Origin of the sequence: Streptomyces sp. NPDC050211 (genome assembly GCF_040656035.1) — a bacterium.
In the GTDB taxonomy this organism is placed as follows: domain Bacteria; phylum Actinomycetota; class Actinomycetes; order Streptomycetales; family Streptomycetaceae; genus Streptomyces.
Map to the genome: position 1 here is coordinate 55,742 of NZ_JBFALC010000025.1, position 17,910 is coordinate 73,651.

General features: G+C 71.7%; 15 protein-coding genes, 2 pseudogenes and 2 riboswitches. Of the genes and pseudogenes, 7 read left to right on the plus strand and 10 right to left on the minus strand.

What is annotated here, in order from left to right; genetic code table 11:
* Nucleotides 1-23 precede the first annotated feature (23 nt).
* Nucleotides 24-578 (plus strand): annotated as a pseudogene (locus tag AB0I98_RS24260) (transposase); the annotation flags it as partial.
* 38 nt (nt 579-616) lie between these two features.
* Nucleotides 617-904: a hypothetical protein gene (locus tag AB0I98_RS24265; protein WP_362945014.1), complete on the plus strand. Its 288-nt coding sequence runs from the start codon at nt 617-619 to the stop codon at nt 902-904.
* A gap of 102 nt (nt 905-1,006) precedes the next feature.
* Here AB0I98_RS24265 and AB0I98_RS24270 read toward each other — a convergent pair whose 3' ends face one another.
* From AB0I98_RS24270 to AB0I98_RS24280, 3 genes are read right to left on the minus strand one after another with little or no spacing between them, the layout of a single operon-like run.
* A complete protein-coding gene (locus AB0I98_RS24270; protein ID WP_362945016.1) occupies nt 1,007-2,077 on the minus strand; it encodes a prenyltransferase in 1,071 nt (356 codons plus the stop codon).
* Entirely contained in the window at nt 2,074-2,823 is a 750-nt protein-coding gene (locus AB0I98_RS24275; protein WP_328365595.1) for a class I SAM-dependent methyltransferase, read from the minus strand. The genes AB0I98_RS24270 and AB0I98_RS24275 overlap by 4 nt, the downstream gene beginning before the upstream one ends.
* Nucleotides 2,817-4,208 carry a glycosyltransferase family 4 protein gene (locus AB0I98_RS24280; protein ID WP_362945018.1) on the minus strand — a complete coding sequence of 464 codons (1,392 nt, stop codon included), beginning with the start codon at nt 4,206-4,208 and terminating at the stop codon, nt 2,817-2,819. The genes AB0I98_RS24275 and AB0I98_RS24280 overlap by 7 nt, the downstream gene beginning before the upstream one ends.
* Before the next feature lie 219 nt (nt 4,209-4,427).
* Between AB0I98_RS24280 and AB0I98_RS24285 the strand changes: the two genes are divergently transcribed.
* Nucleotides 4,428-5,051: a TetR family transcriptional regulator gene (locus AB0I98_RS24285; protein WP_362945020.1), complete on the plus strand. Its 624-nt coding sequence runs from the start codon at nt 4,428-4,430 to the stop codon at nt 5,049-5,051.
* Nucleotides 5,052-5,365: 314 nt separating this feature from the next.
* Nucleotides 5,366-5,731, plus strand: a pseudogene (locus AB0I98_RS24290) (LuxR C-terminal-related transcriptional regulator); the annotation flags it as partial.
* Here the strand turns inward: AB0I98_RS24290 and AB0I98_RS24295 are convergent.
* The 4 genes from AB0I98_RS24295 to lanKC form a co-directional block, all read right to left on the minus strand.
* Nucleotides 5,657-7,750 carry an ABC transporter ATP-binding protein gene (locus AB0I98_RS24295; protein WP_362945022.1) on the minus strand — a complete coding sequence of 698 codons (2,094 nt, stop codon included), beginning with the start codon at nt 7,748-7,750 and terminating at the stop codon, nt 5,657-5,659. The pseudogene AB0I98_RS24290 and the gene AB0I98_RS24295 overlap by 75 nt on opposite strands.
* Complete coding sequence (locus AB0I98_RS24300) at nt 7,743-9,473, minus strand: ABC transporter ATP-binding protein (protein ID WP_362945024.1); 1,731 nt, start codon at nt 9,471-9,473, stop codon at nt 7,743-7,745. The genes AB0I98_RS24295 and AB0I98_RS24300 overlap by 8 nt, the downstream gene beginning before the upstream one ends.
* Before the next feature lie 133 nt (nt 9,474-9,606).
* A complete protein-coding gene (locus tag AB0I98_RS24305) occupies nt 9,607-9,735 on the minus strand; it encodes a SapB/AmfS family lanthipeptide (RefSeq protein WP_362945026.1) in 129 nt (42 codons plus the stop codon).
* A 33-nt stretch (nt 9,736-9,768) separates the two neighbouring features.
* Nucleotides 9,769-12,702 carry a class III lanthionine synthetase LanKC gene (gene lanKC, locus AB0I98_RS24310; RefSeq protein ID WP_362945028.1) on the minus strand — a complete coding sequence of 978 codons (2,934 nt, stop codon included), beginning with the start codon at nt 12,700-12,702 and terminating at the stop codon, nt 9,769-9,771.
* A gap of 124 nt (nt 12,703-12,826) precedes the next feature.
* Nucleotides 12,827-13,009, minus strand: a riboswitch (TPP riboswitch).
* A 121-nt stretch (nt 13,010-13,130) separates the two neighbouring features.
* On the opposite strand from lanKC, the gene AB0I98_RS24315 reads away from it, so the two are divergent.
* Nucleotides 13,131-13,451, plus strand: coding sequence for a GYD domain-containing protein (locus AB0I98_RS24315; RefSeq protein WP_362945030.1), 321 nt, complete (start codon nt 13,131-13,133; stop codon nt 13,449-13,451).
* Between the two features lie 77 nt (nt 13,452-13,528).
* On the opposite strand, the gene AB0I98_RS24320 is transcribed toward AB0I98_RS24315, so the two are convergent.
* Together AB0I98_RS24320 and AB0I98_RS24325 are read right to left on the minus strand one after the other, a co-directional pair.
* On the minus strand, nt 13,529-13,762 hold the full coding sequence (locus AB0I98_RS24320) for a ferredoxin (RefSeq protein ID WP_362945032.1): 234 nt from the start codon (nt 13,760-13,762) through the stop codon (nt 13,529-13,531).
* A gap of 4 nt (nt 13,763-13,766) precedes the next feature.
* Nucleotides 13,767-15,224 carry an aldehyde dehydrogenase gene (locus AB0I98_RS24325; protein WP_362945034.1) on the minus strand — a complete coding sequence of 486 codons (1,458 nt, stop codon included), beginning with the start codon at nt 15,222-15,224 and terminating at the stop codon, nt 13,767-13,769.
* 175 nt (nt 15,225-15,399) lie between these two features.
* On the opposite strand from AB0I98_RS24325, the gene AB0I98_RS24330 reads away from it, so the two are divergent.
* Entirely contained in the window at nt 15,400-16,428 is a 1,029-nt protein-coding gene (locus AB0I98_RS24330; RefSeq protein WP_362945141.1) for an MBL fold metallo-hydrolase, read from the plus strand.
* Between the two features lie 26 nt (nt 16,429-16,454).
* Nucleotides 16,455-16,898, plus strand: a complete 444-nt coding sequence (locus AB0I98_RS24335) for a nuclear transport factor 2 family protein (RefSeq protein ID WP_362945036.1) — start codon at nt 16,455-16,457, stop codon at nt 16,896-16,898.
* Here AB0I98_RS24335 and AB0I98_RS24340 read toward each other — a convergent pair.
* Complete coding sequence (locus AB0I98_RS24340) at nt 16,888-17,550, minus strand: phosphotransferase (RefSeq protein ID WP_362945038.1); 663 nt, start codon at nt 17,548-17,550, stop codon at nt 16,888-16,890. The genes AB0I98_RS24335 and AB0I98_RS24340 overlap by 11 nt on opposite strands.
* Before the next feature lie 173 nt (nt 17,551-17,723).
* Nucleotides 17,724-17,798, plus strand: a riboswitch (cobalamin riboswitch).
* Nucleotides 17,799-17,910 lie beyond the last annotated feature (112 nt).

Genomic DNA, 17,910 nt, shown 5'->3' on the forward strand with positions numbered 1-17,910 from the left:
ACACGCGAAGCTAGGAGAAGTCGCTGCAGAAGAAGAACACCCGGTCCGCCAAGCGCCGGCTGAAGAAGCGGCGGCGCAAGGAGGCCCGTAGGGCCAGGGACATCAACCACAAGATCGCGAAACATGTGGTGGCCGAGGCAGAACGCACCGGTCGCGGAATCGCCCTGGAAGACCTGACAGGGATCCGCGAGCGGGTACGGCTTCGCAAGCCCCAACGGGCCACCCACGCCAGCTGGTCGTTCGCCCAGCTGGGGTCGTTCATCGCGTACAAGGCCCGCAAGGCGGGAGTGCCGGTGGTGCACGTCGATCCGGCGTACACCTCCCGCACCTGCGCCGCGTGCGGGCACACCGACAAGGCGAACCGGGTGAGCCAGGCCTGGTTCGCGTGCCGGAACTGCGGACTCGTTGATCACGCAGACCGGAACAGCTCCCGCAACATCCGCGCGAGAGCGTGGGAGTTGTGGCGACGCGGGGCCCAGCCAACGGCCCCTGCCCCACCACCGCGGCAGCGGGGTGGGGCTGGACGCAAACGCAGCATCACAGCCAGTGATGCCCGTTGTGCAAGTCCGGCGCGCTAGCGCCGTTTAGTTGGCGGTTCAAGGGCAATCCGCAAGGTATGTCTCCTACCTCTGGCTCCAATCAGGCCGGGAGGGTCATCGCCCTCGTCGCGGACGTCATGGCCGCCATCCTCGGGCTGTGGATCCTGATGTATCTGCTGGATGCGAACGGCGCGAACGACTTCGTGCAGTTCATCCACGACGCGGCCCGCTGGCTTGCCGGCTGGTCCCATGACCTGTTCACCTTCGACGAGCAATGGGCGCGGGTCGTCTGCGGGTACGGCCTCGCAGCGGTTGTGTATCTGTTCGTGGGACACGCCATCGCCGGCCGGATCGGCAAGCACTGAGCGCTCCGCGGGAAGGCCGGTGTGTCACTGCGGGTCCGTCGTGGCTGGTCGCGCCCACGCGGCGGAGCCGCATATGTGACAGCCCCGCGCCCCTTGGGCGCGTCAGCCACAGCAGTCGGGGTCCAGGCCCCTCGGCAGGCGGTCCCCGCTGAATACCGCGCACGTGGCCTCGTGGCCGCCCAGGGCGGCGACCGCGAGGAGGAGGGAGCCGGCTGTCCAGGTGGTCAGCTCGCGGGGCCAGACCTTGCGGTCCTCGAATACGTAGCCCGTCCAGTAGAGGCCGGTCTCCGGGTCCCGCAGGTGCTGGATCGACTGCAGGATGTCCAGCGCGTGGTCGGACTCGCCCATCGCCCAGAGCGCCAGGGCGAGTTCGGCCGACTCTCCGCCCGTCACCCACGGGTTGGGGACGACGCAGCGCACCCCGAGGCCGGGCACGACGAAGCGGTCCCAGTCCGCCTCGATCCGGGACTTGGCCTCCGCGTCCGTCAACGCGCCGCCCAGCACCGGGTAGTACCAGTCCATCGAGTAGCGGTCCTTGTCGAGGAACCTCTCGGGGTGCCGGCGGATCGCGTGCCGCAGCGCGCCGACCGCCAGCTCCCAGTCCGGCTGCGGCTCTTCACGCTGCTCGGCGATGGCGAGCGCACAGCGCAGCGCGTGATGGATCGACGAACTCCCCGTCAGCAGCGCGTCGTTCACGCCCGTGCCGTCGTCCTCGCGCTTCCAGCCGATCTGCCCGCCCGGCTGCTGGAGGCGCAGCACGAACTCGATCGCCGCGTAGACGACGGGCCACATGCGGTCCAGGAACGTGTCGTCGCCGGTCGCGAGATAGTGGTGCCAGACGCCTACGGCCGCATAGGCGACGAAGTTCGTCTCGCGGCCCCGGTCGGTGACCGCGCCGGCATCGCCGTCGTGGTACGCCGCGTACCACGAACCGTCCTCGTTCTGATGGGCCGCCAGCCACAGGTACGCCCGCTCGGCGGCCTCGTGCTCACCGGCCGCGTCCAGGCCCATCGCCGCCTCGACGTGGTCCCACGGGTCGAGGTGATGCCCCCGGAACCACGGGATCGCGCCGTCCTCCCGCTGCACGGCGAGGATGCCGGCGACGGTCGCAGCGGCCTCCTCTGCGGTGAGGACCCCGGGCAGGACGAGGTGTTCTGTCCGGGGGGTGGTCACTTGGCGGCCACCTCGGCTTCGGCGAGACGCGGGAGGTGGGGCTTGGTCGCGTAGACCACGAAGCTCTTGCCGATCAGCGGGTTCAGCGCCTGCTCGGCGACCCTCGTCGCCAGGGGCTTCTTCATGATGTCCCAGACCAGCAGCTTGTGGTACGCCTTGACCGGCAGCGCCTTGTCGTTGTCAACGCCGAACGCGCACTTGAGCCACCAGTAGGGGCTGTGGAGGGCGTGGGCGTGATGACTGCCGTACGGCTTGAGCCCCGCCTCCTTGATCTTGCCGACCAGTTCGTCCGCCTTGTAGATGCGGATGTGGCCGCCCTCGACCTCGTGGTAGGCGTCGGACAGGGCCCAGCAGACCTTCTCGGGGCCGTAGCGGGGGACGGTGACCGCGATCCGCCCGCCGGGCTTCAACACCCGCACCATCTCCGCGAGTACGCCCTTGTCGTCCGGGATGTGCTCCATCACCTCGGAGATGATGACGACGTCGAAGGACTCGTCCGGGAAGGGCAGCGCGAGGGCGTCGCCTTCCATGGCGGTCGCGGTGGCTCCCTCCGGTGCCTCCCCCGCCTCCTTCATCGCCGCGAACCACTTCGCGACCTCGCTGATCTCCTCGGCGTTCTGGTCGAGGGCCACGACCTGCGCACCCCGCCGATAACACTCGAACGCGTGCCGGCCGGCACCGCAGCCGAGGTCCAGCACACGGTCGCCCGGGGCGAGCGGGAACCGGGAGAAGTCGACGGTCAGCACGTGGCCCTGCTTTCGCGATCGGATACAACGTCAACAGCTTCTGCGGCAGCGGTCACCTGGCCGGACTGGCTCATCGCTGCGGGCGCGGAGCCGGTCATCGCCTCGCGGTAGCGGGACACCGTGCCCTCGGCGGCCCGCGCCCAGGTGAAGTGCTTCAGCACTCGCTCACGGCCGGCGCGACCCAGCCGTGCTCTCAACTCCGGGTCGCCGAGCAGCCGGTTCAGGCCGGAGGCCAGCGCGCCCGGGTCGCCCGGCGGGACCGCGAGGCACGTCTGCCCGTCGCGTCCGGCGACCTCCGGGATCGCGCCGCCGGTCGTGGCGAGCAGCGGCGTCCCCGTGGCCATCGCCTCGGCGGCGGGGAGGGAGAAGCCCTCGTAGAGGGACGGCACGCAGGCGACCTGGGCGGAGCGGATCAGGTCGACGAGTTCGGCGTCGGAGATGCCCTTGACGAACTCGACGGCGCCTTCGAGGCCGTACCGCTCGACGGCCTGGGCGACCGGCCCCTCCGCGGGGCGCTTGCCGACGACAACGAGGTGCGCGTCGGGGTGTTCCGTACGGACCTTCGCCAGCGCCTCGACCAGGAACACCAGGCCCTTCAGCGGAACGTCCGCACTCGACGTCGTCACGATCCGCCCCGGTACCTGCCGTACCGAGGGATTCGGCGAGAACAGGTCGGTGTCGGCGCCGATATGGACGACGTGGATACGGTCCTCGCGGACGCCGAGATCGTCGATGATCTCCTGGCGTGACGTACCGGAGACGGTGAGCACGGACGGCAGGCGGCGCGCGACGCGCTTCTGCATGCGGGTGAAGCCGTACCAGCGGCGCTTGGACCACCGCTGCTGCCAGCCCTCGGCCGCGTCCAGCTCCAGGCGGCGGTCCACGGTGATCGGGTGGTGGATGGTGGTGACGAGGGGTGCGCCCACGTCGCCCAACAGGCCGTAGCCCAGGGTCTGGTTGTCGTGGACGACGTCGAACTCGCCGCGCCGGGCGCGGAGATGACGCCGGGCGCGGAGGGAGAAGGTGAGGGGTTCGGGGAAGCCGCCGGTCCACATCGTCGCGACCTCGAGCGCGTCGATCCAGTCGCGGTACTCGCCGGGCTTGGGGTTCCGGAAGGGGTCCGGGTGACGGTAGAGGTCGAGGCTGGGGAGTTCCGTGAGGCTCAGGCCGTCGTAACCCTCGTCCAGGACCGGATACGGCTGGGCGCCGATGACTTCGACGCGGTGGCCGAGGCGGGCGAGTTCGCGGGAGAGGTGTCGTACGTAGACGCCCTGGCCGCCGCAGAACGGGTTCCCTTTGTAGGTGAGGAGCGCGATACGGAGCGGTCGCCCGCCGTCGGCTGCCGGATCCTCCTCGGACCCCGCCTGACTGGCCTCAGCGGTCACTCTGGGCCCCCTTCTCCACGCACTGTCCCGCGAGATTACGCCGGGACGCTAATCTAGAACAAGTTTCAGACTTGATCGTTCAAGAGGCTCTGAATCTACCGGCAGGTAGGGCCGCTGTGAGCGGAGGATCAGGTGATTCACGCCACGACGGCGCGACGCCGCCGAGCCTGCCATGCTGTCTGATCGCACGCCCTCACGGACTGTCACGGAACGGGACCCATGCCTGCGGACGCCAGTACCTCACACCCCGCCTCTCCGCCCCTCACCGAGCGGCAGGAGGCACGCCGCCGTCGCATCCTGCACGCGAGCGCGCAGCTGGCGAGCCGGGGTGGTTTCGACGCGGTGCAGATGCGGGAGGTCGCGGAGTCCTCGCAGGTGGCGCTCGGCACGCTGTACCGGTACTTCCCGTCGAAGATTCATCTGCTGGTCGCCACGATGCAGGACCAGTTGGAGCACATGCACGGCACGCTGCGGAAGAAGCCGCCGGCCGGGGAGACGGCGGCGGAGCGGGTCGCCGAGACCCTGATGCGGGCGTTCCGCGCGCTGCAGCGCGAGCCGCATCTCGCCGACGCGATGGTCCGTGCGCTCACTTTCGCAGACCGCAGCGTCTCGCCCGAGGTCGACCAGGTGTCCCGTCAGACGACCGTGATCATCCTCGACGCGATGGGCCTGGAGAACCCCACGCCCGAGCAGCTCTCCGCCGTCCGCGTCATCGAGCACACCTGGCACTCGGCGCTGATCACCTGGCTCTCGGGCCGGGCGTCCATCGCCCAGGTGAAGATCGACATCGAGACGGTGTGCAGGCTGATCGACCTGACGACCGAAACGCCCGAACCGGCCTGACGACCGTCTCCTTTTGCATGTCCAGATTTGGGCCCATGTTCGCCGACGCCGCGGGTAACCGCCCGCCAGGATGGAGAGCAGCACACCGGACGAAGCGACCGGTACACGGAACCACGGGACCGAAGGAGCGGGACGTGATCCGGGTACTTCTGGTGCACGACGAGTGTCTCTTACGCTCGGCGCTCGCGGACTGGCTGGCGCGGGAATGGGACCTGGACGTCTTCGACGCGCCGTGGCACATGGCGCCGAAGCGTGTGCGGTCCTTGTCCCCGGACGTGTGCGTGGCGGACCTGAACTGCTCCGACCCGTACGACATGCCTCCGCTGGAGGAGCTGCCGCTACGGCTCGGCGCCCCGGACCGGCCCCCTCCGGATCCCGGACCCTGCCGGCTGCTGGTGCTCGGCACCGCGAACAGACCGGGGCCGCTGCGCCGGGCGGTCGAGGCGCAAGCCCTCGGCTACGTCAACAAGGAAGGGTCGCTGGAGCAGTTGGTGACCGCCGTCCGGGCCGTCGCCAAGGGTGAGCGTTTCGTCGACACCTCGCTCGGCCTCACCTTCCTCAGGGCCGCGCAGATGCCGCTGACACAGCGGGAGTTGACCGTGCTGTCACTCGCCGCCGCGGGCGCCTCGTTCGCGGAGATCGCGAGCAGCCTCCATCTGTCCAACGGGACCGTGCGCAACTACATGGCGGCCATCACCCGCAAGACCGGGGCCCGCAACCGGATCGACGCCATCCGGATCTGCCGGGCAGAGGGCTGGGTGTGACGCCGTATCCGCGTGTGACCCCACGTCCGGGTGTGCCCCCTCGTCCCAGCTCCCCGCGAGATCCCGATAGAGGGCGGACCGTGCGAGCAGTTCCTCGTGCGTACCGCAGTCGGTGTGCGCGCCGTCCATCACGAGGATACGGTCGGCGCGGCGTGCCGAGCTGATGCGGTGGGCGACGACGACCAGGGCACCGCCGGTCCGCTCCCGGCCGCGCTCGGCGAACGCGCGCTCCGCACGGGCTTCGGCCGCGGGGTCGAGATGGCAGGTCGCCTCGTCGAGCAGGACGAGGGGCGCCGGGGCGAGATGGGCCCGCGCCAGCGCCAGCAACTGCCGTTCCCCCGCGGACAGGGACCCGGGATCCACCTGCCCGTCCGGCCCGCCCAGGCGGTCGACGAGCCCGTCCGCCCCGACGGCGGCGCACGAGGCCAGGACGGCGGCATCGGGTGGCAGCTCGGGACACAGGTAGGCGACGTTCTCGCGCACCGTCCCCGTGAACACGTACGCCTCCTGCGGCACGAGCACCCGCAGAGCCGCCGACGCCTCCGGCCTCCGCCCGCCCACCGGCACACCCGACAGCCGCACCTCACCCCGGTCCGGCGCCAGCACCCCCGCGATCAGCGCGGTCAGCGTGGATTTCCCGATCCCACTGGGCCCGGCCACCGCGAGATGCCCACCCGAAGCCAGATCGAGATCCAGGCCGCGCAGCACCGGTTCGGCATGGGACCCGTAGGCGAAGGTGAGGCCGCGCAACGAGACGGCGGGTCGGGATGCCGCGGCGCCGGGCGTGCCCCGATCGGGCGGAAGGGGGGCGAGGGGAGGCCGTGACTCGGCCGGCTCCGTGGCGAAGGTGAGGCCGCGCACCGAGACAGCGGGCCGGGGCCCCGCGGCGCCGGGCGTATCCCGATCAGGCGGAAGGGTGGCGGAGGTGAGGCCGCGCGACGAGACGGCGGGCCGGGATGCCGCGGCGGCCGGCGTGCCCCGGTCGAGGGGTGGCCGTGGCTCGGGCGGCTCCGGGTCGTCGGGGGTCAGGCGGTTCAGGATGACGGCGAGGCGGGCGGCGGCGGTGCCGAGGGAGAGGACGAGGCTTTGTAGGGCGGGGAGCAGGGACTGGGTTAGGTAGGCGAGGGCGGCGACCAGGGCGCCGGGGGTGACGCCGTGGCCGAGCAGCCAGGGGGCGCTCGCCAGCAGCAGGACGATCGGCAGGCGGCCCGCGATCCCGACGGCCAGTTCCCGGAGGGTGCCCCAGCGGGCCAGGGCTCGGGCCGCCCGCAGCTCCGCGTCGATACGGCGGGCGGCGTCGGCTGCCACCCGGGGCTGGGCGCCGACCGCCGCGATGTCCCGCAGCCCCGCCAGCGCGGCGTCCAGGTCGGCTGTGACGGCTTCGTCGGCGACGAGGAAGTCGGTCTGCCGCCGGGCCAGCGGCCGCAGCGTCGCCGCGAACAGCGCGAGCCCGGCGACCAGCGGCGGTACGACGATCAGCAGCAGGACGGGGGCCAGTGCGAGCAGACCGGCCAGCGCCGCGACCGCCGCGAGCACGAAGGTGCGGGAGACCAGCAGCAGGCCCGCCAGGGTGTCGCGGGCGATCTCCACCTGATGGGTCAGCCGGGACACCGCCGCCCCGTCCGGGTCCCGCAGCGCCCGGTGCACGATCCGGCACACGAGGTCGTCCCGCATCGGCTCCACGATTCCGGCCAGCGCCGCGTACACCCGGGCCGTCCCGAACGCCCCGAGCACCACCGCGAGCGCGGCCCCGGCGAGCCAGCGCACCCCGGTGCCGGGTTCGCCCCGCAGGAACCCGTCGTCGAGCGCACGGGCGAGCGCGTACCCGAACAGGAAGGTCTGGGCGGTCTCCAGGACCGACCAGGCCAGCAGCCGTACGACGGCCCGCGGCGCGCGGCGCAGCTGCGGAAGCACCGACCGGAGGGTCTCAGGCATCGACGGCCTCCTCGGCGAACACCTCGCGGTAGGAGGGGAGTTGCCACAGCTGCGTATGCGTTCCCACCGCGCGGACCCGTCCGTCCGCCAGCCACACGACCTGCCGCGCGCGGGCGGCCGTGGCGGCGCGGTGGGCGACGATCAGGCAGGTGCGGGCGCCACTGCCGTGCAGGAGCGCGCGGGACACCTTCAGTTCGGTGACGGCATCCAGGCTGGACATGGCGTCGTCGAGCACGAGCAGCCGCCCGGCGTGCGCGAACGCCCGTGCCAGGCCCAGGCGTTGGGCCTCCCCTCCGGACAGCGGCGCGTCGGCGACGGCCGTGCCGTACCCGTCGGGCAACCGGCGCACGTAGTCATCGGCGCAGGCGGCGCGGGCCGCGTCGGCGACGGCCCGCTCGCCGGGATCGTACGCACCGAAGGCGATGGTGCCGCCGACGGTGCCGCCGAGCAGGGCCGGCCGCGCGAAGGCGTACCCCGTCTCGCAGCGCAGTGTCCGACGGGTCAGCGCGGGGAGGGGGACACCGTCGAGGAGGACGGTGCCCGTGTCGGGGTCGGCGAGCCGACCGGCGAGGGCGGCCAGGGCCGACTTGCCGCTGCCGGAGCGACCGACGACGGCGACCGCCGTACCGCCAGGCAGCCGCAGATCGATTCCGCGCAGCACCTCCCGGCCCGCGTGGCGCAGGGTGACGTCGCGGAACTCCAGGGTGCCGTCGCCCGGCGGAAGTTCGCGGACCGTGCCGTACGCCATGACGGGCTGGTCGAGCACCTCGCCGAGCCGTAGCGCCGCGCCGCGACCACGGATCAGGCCGCTGAGCTCTTCGACGATCCCACCGGCGCCGGTGGCCAGGACGGCGTACCGCCATGCGGCGAGCAGACCGCCGACGCTCAGTTCTCCGGCCGCGACCCGGAGTCCGGCGACGACGAGGACGGCGAGTTCGAGCAGGGGAAGGAGCAGGGAGGCCTGCGCGGTGGAGCGGCCCATGATCCGCCAGACGAGGTGTCCCTGCCGGGACAGTTCGGGCAGCGGCGCGAGGATACGGGCCGCGTCCCGTTCACGGGTACCGGCCGCGGCGATGGTACGGGCCCCGCGCAGCGCCTCCGTGAGGCGTCCCGCCATTTCGCCCTGGGCGCGCAGATAGCGGTCGGTGTGGTCGCCGAAGGTCCGGACGAAGACCTTGACGACCAGGACGAGCAGGGGCATCCCGATCAGCACCACACCGGCGGTGACGACATCGGTGAGGGCAAGGGCGACGAGCCCGCCGACCGGCGTGACGACGGCGGCCAGCGCGGCGGCGAGCGCCACGGGCACGGTCCCGGCCTGGGCGGCGTTTCCGACGAGCCGCGCCACGAGGTCCCCGTGCGCGAACCGTTCGCCCGCCCGCGGCCCGGAGTCGAGCAGATGCCGCAGCACCGTTCCGCGGATCCGGGCCGTCGCTCCCGCGCTGCCACTGGCGGTCACCATGCCCTCCACGGCCCCGGCCAGGACGGCGACCGCGGTGAGGACGGCGCACAGCGCCACCCACCTGCCCGCCTCACCGTGCCGTCCGGCCAGCAGCAGATCGAGTGCCCGCCCGGTCACGGCGGGCAGGGCGAGTCCGGCGGCGGCCAGCAGCACACCGGCCACCAGTACGGTCACGGCGGGCGCGGCGCCCTGCCGCACGGTGTCCCGCACGAACCGCCGTGACGCGGCTGCCGCAGCTGACGCGGCGGGGACTTGAGACATGTGATCCCTCCTGACCCGCCTCGACCTTCCGTAGGCCTTTCCTAGGCCTTTCGTCGGCCCTTCGTCGGCATCGCACCGGCCCCGGGCGGCGGGAAGAGCCGTCCGGGGCCGGCGGGGAGGCGGTGCCGCGACCTCAGCAGCTGAGCAGGCTCAGGCTGCTCTTGCCGGGGCAGCCGGTGACGCTGAGATTGCTGTTCGCGCCGCCGCCGTCCATGCCGTCGTCGTCGGGGACTTCGAGTGTCTGCAGGTCGAGCAGTGCCATGTCGGTTGTCCTTTCCATGGGGACGGTTGTGTGTCACGACCCTTCTCGGGCCGGTCCGTGGGCCGCCGCCGCAGCGGGCGGCGGCGGAAGGAAGGGGAGCGCCGCGGTGCGGCCGGGGCGGGCTGCGGTGATGGCGAGCAGGCAGCCCGCGGTGCCGGTGGCGAGGTCCATGGAGAGCCGCATCATCTGCTCGCCGGGGAAGGCGAGTTCGCCCTCGTACGGCATGGCGTACCAGCCGAGTGCGGCGGTCTGCGCGTCCAGGTCGGCGCGTGATGCCCCCGTCCGGGCGAGGTGCAGGATCATCCCCGCGCGCCCGTGGAAGAGGCCGGGCTGCGCGTAGTACCGGGACCGGGCCGCCGGCGCGATGTCGGTGCGGGCCCGGGCGAACTCCTCGTCGTCGGGGCGGTGGGCGAGGTAGTCCTCGATCACCGTGCCGATGCCGACACTGCCCGACCCGAGGTACGGCATGGTGCGGAAGCCCTCGTCCACGGCGAGGGTGCCGGTGTCGTCCCGTACGCACCGGGCGAGGTCGGCGCGGAGCGCGGACGCCGCGTGGTCGAGGAGCCCGCGGTCACCGGTGGACTCGTACAGCCGCAGGAAGAACAGCGCCGGTCCGGTCGCGCCGTCCAGCAGTCCCGCCCGTCTGCCCGCCGAGTGGTCCCGTTCCGCGAGGATGCGGGCCGCCGTCATCGCGTGGTCGCGCAGCCCCGGCTCCCCCGTCGTACGGGCCAGCTGGTCGAGGGTGAGCCCGAGGCCCGCGAGTCCGCCGTGCAGACCGGGGGCGAGCCGCTGCCAGGGCTCGTCGAGGACGCGGGTCATGAGATCGAGGGCACGGCCGGTGTGTCCGAGGCGGTCGAGGAGGTACGCCACCCCGGCGAGGCCGTCGTAGAAGCCGGGCGGTGTCCCGTCGGGCGGCGGGTCGGTGTGATCCAGAAGCCATTGCTCGCCCTCCTCCCAGCGCCCGTTCCCCGTCTCGTCGAGGGCGTAGAGGACTCCGGCGGCGCCGTACGCCATGCCGAGCCCGCCGCCCTCGGAGAACTGGGCGATGTCGCCGGGCAGGAGCCGGTCGTCCCGGCCGGGCGTGGCGGAGCGGAGGATCGCCCGCACCATGGAGGCGGGGCCTTCCGGCCGGCCCGCGGGATCGGCGGGAAGTCGGCGCGCTACGCCGGGCTTCCGCTCACCCGCGAGGCCTTCCTCCCCGTCCGCCGGATCAGCGGGCAGCCAGCGCGCGGCATCGAACCGCTGGTCCTGGAGGTCGGCCCCTCCGCGGGCACCGCTGGGGTGCCCCACACCGTCGGCAGCCCGATGGCGAGCACCCAGCGCTCCGCCCTGCGGGGAGTCCTGCCGGTCCGCGGGATCGGCGGGGAGCCAGGGCGCGGGGCCGGACTTCCGCCCACCCGCGGCGCCTCCCTCCCGGCCCGCCGCATCAGCGGGAAGCCGGCGCGCGACGCCCGGCTGCCGCTCACCCGCAGGGCCTTCCTCCCCGCCCGCCGGATCAGCGCGGAGCCAAGACGCGACGCCCGGCTGCCGCTCACCCGTGATGACCCGGACCGCCTTGTCCAGGAACTCCCGCGGCAGGTCCGGGAATTGACCGGCCGCGATCTCGGCGAGGTGGGCGGCCTTGCGCCGGTCGACGACGAGCAGGGACGTCATGGGCAGGAAGAGCGCGAGCCGCAGACAGGCGAGGGCGTAGTGGTCGACGTCGTGGCCCGCGCGGTCGGCGGGGGCGGCGAAACCGGGGTGGGCGATGGTCTGGCCGTGGTGTTCGCCGACGGGCGTGGCGGCCTCGAAGTCGAGCAGGCGGACGGTCCGGTCGTCCGGCGCGAGCATGATGTTGAGGGGGTGCAGGTCGTTGAAGACCAGTCCGCGGTCGTGCACGGCGGCCACGGCGGTCTCGGTGGCGCGGTGCACCGCTAACGCCCAGCGGGTGTACGCGGCGACGGCGTCCGGGTCCGGTTCGGGCTGGAGCAGCGGATGGCGTTGCACGATCGCGGAGTTGAGGGTGCCGCCCGTCAGGAAGTCCATCACGAGGAAGCGGTGGTCGCCGAGGGTGAACCAGTCCCGTACTCCGGGTGCGACCCCCAGCCCGGTGAGCCGCTCCAGGGCCGCCTTCTCCCGTTCCAGGCGGGTCACGGCATCCGCTCCGTCCACGGTGAGTCCCGCGTACGGCCGGGCCTCCTTCAGTACGACCTGCTCGCCGGTCCGCACATCGGTGCCGGCGTAGACCCCGCCCCCGTTGGAGAAGTGCAGCGCCCGTTCGATGCGGTACGGCAGGTCGCGGGTGGTGGTGGCGTTCCGCGCGTCGAGGTGCGGGCGCAGGAACTCCGGGAGCGTCACCCACGCGGGGGGCCGGAAGGCGGGGTCCCGGCGGTCGGGGACCAGTCGGCCGTCCGGGTCCTCGACGGCGGGGACGACGACGCCGTTCTCGTCGACGCAGTGGCGTTCGGTGAAGCCGCCGTAGCGCACGTACAGCGGGCCCTCGTTCCAGCGCAGATCGCTGAGGATGGCGGGTCCGGGCTCGCCGGACAGCAGGTCGCCCAACTCCTTGAGAATCCGGTGGAGTTCGGTCTCGTCCGCCGGGTAGAGGGTGGCGAACTTGCCGCTGTCACCGCGGCTGGCGTACTTGGAGTTGCGCAGGAGCAGCGGCTGGGCGCCGGGCACGAGCTTGAAGGGGATGCCGCGCGGTACGCAGTAGTCCCACAGTCTGGCGGCGGTCTTCTCGGCGTTGTCGAGGCAGGCCGAGACGTGGATCTTCCAGCCCTGGCCCGGGAGCCCGGGGCACGGCGTGCCGTGCTCGTCGACCGGGGCGAGCTGAAGCCAGTCACCGGAGGTGAAGCTCCGCCAGCCTTCCGGGACCGGCCGCAGCGCGGCCTCAAACAGGGAGGCGGCGCCGACGGCGGACAGACGGTCCGGTGTCTCGTAGAAGATCCGGTCGGCGAGACAGTAGATCTCGTAGCGCCTGTCCATCGGCCCTCCTCGGGGGCGGCGTGGGTTCGAGAGTTCCACGCCGCCCGGCGAGGCGGACAGTCGCACATGTCATGAATCCGACATGCGAAATGCACGGGTCCCGGGCATACGAATGGCACACGAATGACCTACGAGACGGGTTCCCTTCGCCGGCATTACCCGGATCAGGTAACTGGGGGTCGCCTTCCGGTCGTCCCACTACTACGACCTTCCGGCCTCTCAGCCCGACCGTCGACGTCGGCAACGGCGGAGACTCACGCCTTCCGCCAGAGTCGGCTACTTCGGTTGGACTCCCTCACTCGTCCCGTAGGCCTACTACTAGGATAAAACGCCCAAGCCTCTACGGAACCCCCTGAATGGAAATTTTCCGAATATGGAACGAAGGTGATTACTGAGACACGAGTGAACACGACTGAAAGGCCCAGCAGATGCCGAAGTACCTCATCAAGGTCAGGTTGACCGTCGACGGGCTGAAGGGCCTGCTCAACGAGGGCGCAGCCGCGCGCCGCCAGGTCGTCGAGCGCATGGTCCAGGGACTCGGGGGCCGGCTCGAGTCGCAGTACTGGGCCTTCGGGGACGACGACGTCTACGTCACGGTGGAACTCCCGGACAACACCTCGGCGGCGGCCATCGGCCTGGTCACGTCGGCGGCGGGCGGCGTCCGCACGAGCACGGTCGTCCTCCTCTCCCCCGAAGAGATCGACGAGGCGATCCGACGGAACGTGGAGTACCGGGCCCCGGGCGCCTGACTCACCCCGGGTAGCGGGATGAGCGGCCCGGACCGCCGCCGCAGCCCTCGAGCGCGACGGCAGCCACGACAGCCGCGCTAATCCTCCGGCGGGAACACCGGCTCCCCGCTCCCCAGCAGCGTGATCATGATCGCCTCCACCGGGCAGCTCTCCGCCGCCTCCAGGATCTGTTCGTTGGCGTCCGTCTCGGGGTCGACGGGGTGGGACTGCCGTCCGGTGTCGAGGCGGAAGCCGTCCGGGGCGTGGTGGAGGCACTGGGCGGAGCCGATGCAGATGGAGCGGTCGACCTCGACCTGCCAGCGGTCGCCCATGGCGCTACGCCTCCCAGCCCGCCGGGAGATGGATCATCTTGTGTTCGAGATACTCGCCGTAGCCCTCCGGCCCGAACTCCCGGCCCAGCCCGCTGTTCTTGTAGCCGCCGAACGGGCCCAGCATGTCGAGGCTGAAGGTGTTCACCGAGTACGTGCCGGTACGGACCTGTCGCGCGACCTCGATGCCGTGCTCGACGTCCGCCGTCCAGACGCTGCCGGACAGCCCGTAGTCGGAGTCGTTCGCGATCTTCAGGGCCTCGTCCTCGTCGCCGTAGGGAAGGAGGCAGATCACGGGCCCGAAGATCTCCTCCCTCGCTATCCGCATCGAGTTGTCGACATCGCCGAAGAGCGTCGGCTCGACGTACCAGCCGCGCTCGAGGCCCGCCGGACGGCCGCCGCCCGTGAGGATCTTGGCGCCCTCCTCCTGGCCGATGCGGATGTAGTCGAGGTTGCGCTGCTGCTGGCGCTTCGCCACCAGCGGGCCGACCTGGGTGGCGGTGTCCAGCGGGTCGCCGACCACCAGCGCGCCCGCGGCGGCGGTGAGGGCCTCGGCGAACTCGTCGTAGCGGGAGCGCGGCAGCAGGATGCGGCTCTGGGCGACGCAGGCCTGCCCGTTGTTCATCCAGGCGGCGGGGACGATCCCGGCGACCGTCGTCTCGACGTCCGCGTCCGGCAGCACGACCGCCGCCGACTTGCCGCCCAGCTCCAGCGTCACGCGGGTGAGGTTGCGGGCGGCCACCTCCATCACGCGCTTGCCCGCGGCGACCGAGCCGGTGAAGGCGACCTTGTCGACGCCGGGGTGCCCGACCAGGTACTCGCTGACCTCGCGGTCGGCCGGCAGGATCGACAGCACGCCCTCCGGCAGCCCGGCCTCCTTCGCGATCTCGCCGAGGATGTAGGCGTCCAGCGGCGACTCGGGCGACGGCTTGAGCACGACCGTGCAGCCGGTGAGCAGCGCGGGCGCGAGCTTGGCGGCGGCGACGAACTGCGGGACGTTCCAGGGGACGACGGCCGCGACGACCCCGACGGGCTCGCGGCGCACGAGGATGCGGCCGAGCACACCGGTGCGCGTCTCCTCGTACACATAGTCCCGCGCGACGGTGATCGCGGCGTCCCAGACCATCATCGCGCCGAGTGCCTGGGCGAGGACGCTCCAGGAGTACGGCGATCCGTTCTCGGAGGAGATCACGCGGGCGATCTCCTCGTGCCGTACGGCGATCGCGTCCTTGATCCGGGCGACCACCGCGATCCGCTCGTCCAGCGACATCCGCGGCCAGGGCCCTTCGTCGAAGGCGGTGCGCGCGGCGGCGACGGCCCGGTCGACGTCCGCCTGCGACGCGTGCGGGACGCGTCCGATGACCTCTTCCGTATGCGGCGAGATCACCTCGATGACGTCCTTGCCCAGGGGATCGGTCAACTCCCCGCCGATGAACAGTTGTCCGTGTTCCACGAGCTCGGTCATGGCCGACGCCTCCCGCGAGCTGACTCCAACGCTTCTGACGGTTCATCAGATACGAAACTGATACCAGTTCCATTCCGAGGAGTCCACGGATCTCACACCACCGGGACGGATGACTCGGGCTACCTTCGGAACTCGTTCTAGTTATAGTGGCCGGGAGACGGCGATGGGGGAGCTCATGGCGCAGGTGTCCGATCACGGCGGTGGCGTGCGGTCGATCCAGGTCCCCATCCCCGACAACCCCCTCGGGCACACGCTCGTGTACGTCGTCGACACCGACCGCGGACCGGTCCTGATCGACACCGGCTGGGACGACCCGACGTCGTGGGACACCCTCGCCGACGGGCTCGCGGCATGCGGGACTTCACCCGCCGGCATTCACGGCGTGGTCATCACCCATCACCATCCCGACCATCACGGCCTGTCCGCCAAGGTCCGTGATGTGTCCGGCGCCTGGATCGCGATGCACGAGGCGGACACGGCACTCGTACGACGGGCCCGCTCGACCGGTCCCGGGCGCTGGGCGTCGTACATGACCGGCAAACTCACCGCGGTCGGCGCCCCCGAGGAACACATCGCACCCCTCCGCACCCCCCGCCTCCGCTCCGGCGTCCCCGGCCTCTCCCCCGCCCTGCCCGACCGCGAGATCGTCCCCGGCGAACTCCTCGACCTCCCCGGCCGCCGCCTGCGCGCGATCTGGACGCCGGGGCACACACCGGGCCACGTCTGCCTGCACCTGGAGGAAGAGCACCCCTCCCAACTCCCGGGCCACGGCCGCCTGTTCTCCGGCGACCACCTGCTCCCCGAGATCACCCCGCACATCGGCCTGTACGAGGACCCCGACGACGCCACCGTCACCGACCCCCTCGGCGACTACCTCGACTCCCTCGAACGCGTAGGCCGCCTGGCCCCCGCCGAGGTCCTCCCCGCCCACCAGCACACTTTCACCGACGCCCCTGCCCGCGTACGGGAGTTGCTCACCCACCACGAGTCCCGCCTCACCAGCCTCCTCACCCTCCTCGCCGAACCCCTCACCCCCTGGCAACTCGCCGTCCGCATGGAATGGAACCGCCCCTGGGACCAAATCCCCTACGGCTCCAGGAACATCGCCGTCTCGGAGGCAGAGGCCCATCTGCGCCGCCTGGTGAAGCTGGGGAGGGCGGAGGCGGTGACGGGGACGGATCCGGTGGCGTACGTGGCCGTGTGATCTGCCGGCGTGCGTAGATTCAGTCGATGACCATGGATGACCTTCTGGCCGCCGAGCGCGCCTGTGAACGCCTGATCATCGACTTCGTCCACCGCCTCGACCTCGGTGAACCGTCGTCCGTCGCCGACCTGTTCACCGAGGACGGCAGGTGGGAGTGGCCGGAGGGCGAGCGGCTGATCGAAGGGCGGGACGCGCTGCGGGAGTACTTCGGGTCCCGCCCCGCCGACCGGCTGTCGCGCCGCATGATGACCAACGTCCTGGTGACGGTGGCCTCCCCGGACACGGCGACCGCAATCTCGTACTTCACCACCCACCGCATCGACGGCCACAAGGGCGGCATGGCACCGGTGGGTCCCCCGGTCCAGGTCGGCCACTATGAAGACGCCTTCCGCAGGTCCGCCGAGGGCACCTGGCTACTGACGTCCCGGACCCTCTTCCTCGCCTTCGCCGGGCCGACGCCTAGGGCATGAGCGACCGGATCAACTCCTCCGCGTCGCCGAGGAGTTCGACCTCTCTCCGGCTCATCGTCGGGTTGGCCGCGCGCCGTCGTCGGGCCTCTGTCAGCGCGTTCTGCGTGAGGTGGGAGGGGTCGGTGAGGAGGTTTGTGAGGAGGGTGGTGGCGGGGGCGGTGAGGGGGGTGTCGGTGACGGCTACCTGGGCGAGGATCATTGACGAGATGGCCCAGTCCAGGGCCGGTTCGCCCTCCTCCGTGTTGGTCCAGTCGATCACTCGGGGGCCGTCGGCGGTGAGGATGACGTTCTCGGGGTGCAGGTCGAGGTGGAGGATGCGGGCCGTCCCGGAGCGGCGGGCGGGGATGGTGTGCAGGTCGCGGAGGAGGCGGGCGAGTATGGCACCGCCCTCCTGCGGACCCAGCGAACCGGCGACAAGCGCCTCCAGCATCGTCGGGCCCGACAGGCGTTCCATCACCAGGTCGGTTCGTGAGGAGTCGGACAGCCGCACTTGCGGGACCGGGTAGCCGTACGCCCGCACATGCTCCATCACGGCGCCCTCGGCCGCCGCGTCCCCCCATCCCTGCCGGCTGCGGCGCAGGACCCACGCCCCGTCGATCTCGTACACGTCGGCGTCACGGCCGGAGCCGAGCAGTCTCCCCGGTGGCTGCATGGGCCGAGCGTAAGCCGAACTAGCGCCCCGCAGGGGCGCGGGGAACTGCGCGACCAGCCCCCACCGGCCCGCAGGCGAACCGCACGTCCCGCGGAGCGCTGGGCTCACGGCCGCCCCTCAGCCATTCGAATACGGGCCGGTAGAGTGGGCAGGTCGTCATCACACCCGTACGGGGGGAAGCCGGTGCAAATCCGGCGCTGACCCGCAACCGTGAACCGGTCGTCGAAAGCCGGTGAGCCGGACTGCCCCGCACGGATCGTGACCGGCTCAGGTGTACCGGCAACCGGCCGGTGCACGGCACCGTCGAGGTATACGGAGCCGAGCCGCCCGGGGTGTCCCCGTGCTGCCCGGCTCCCCGCA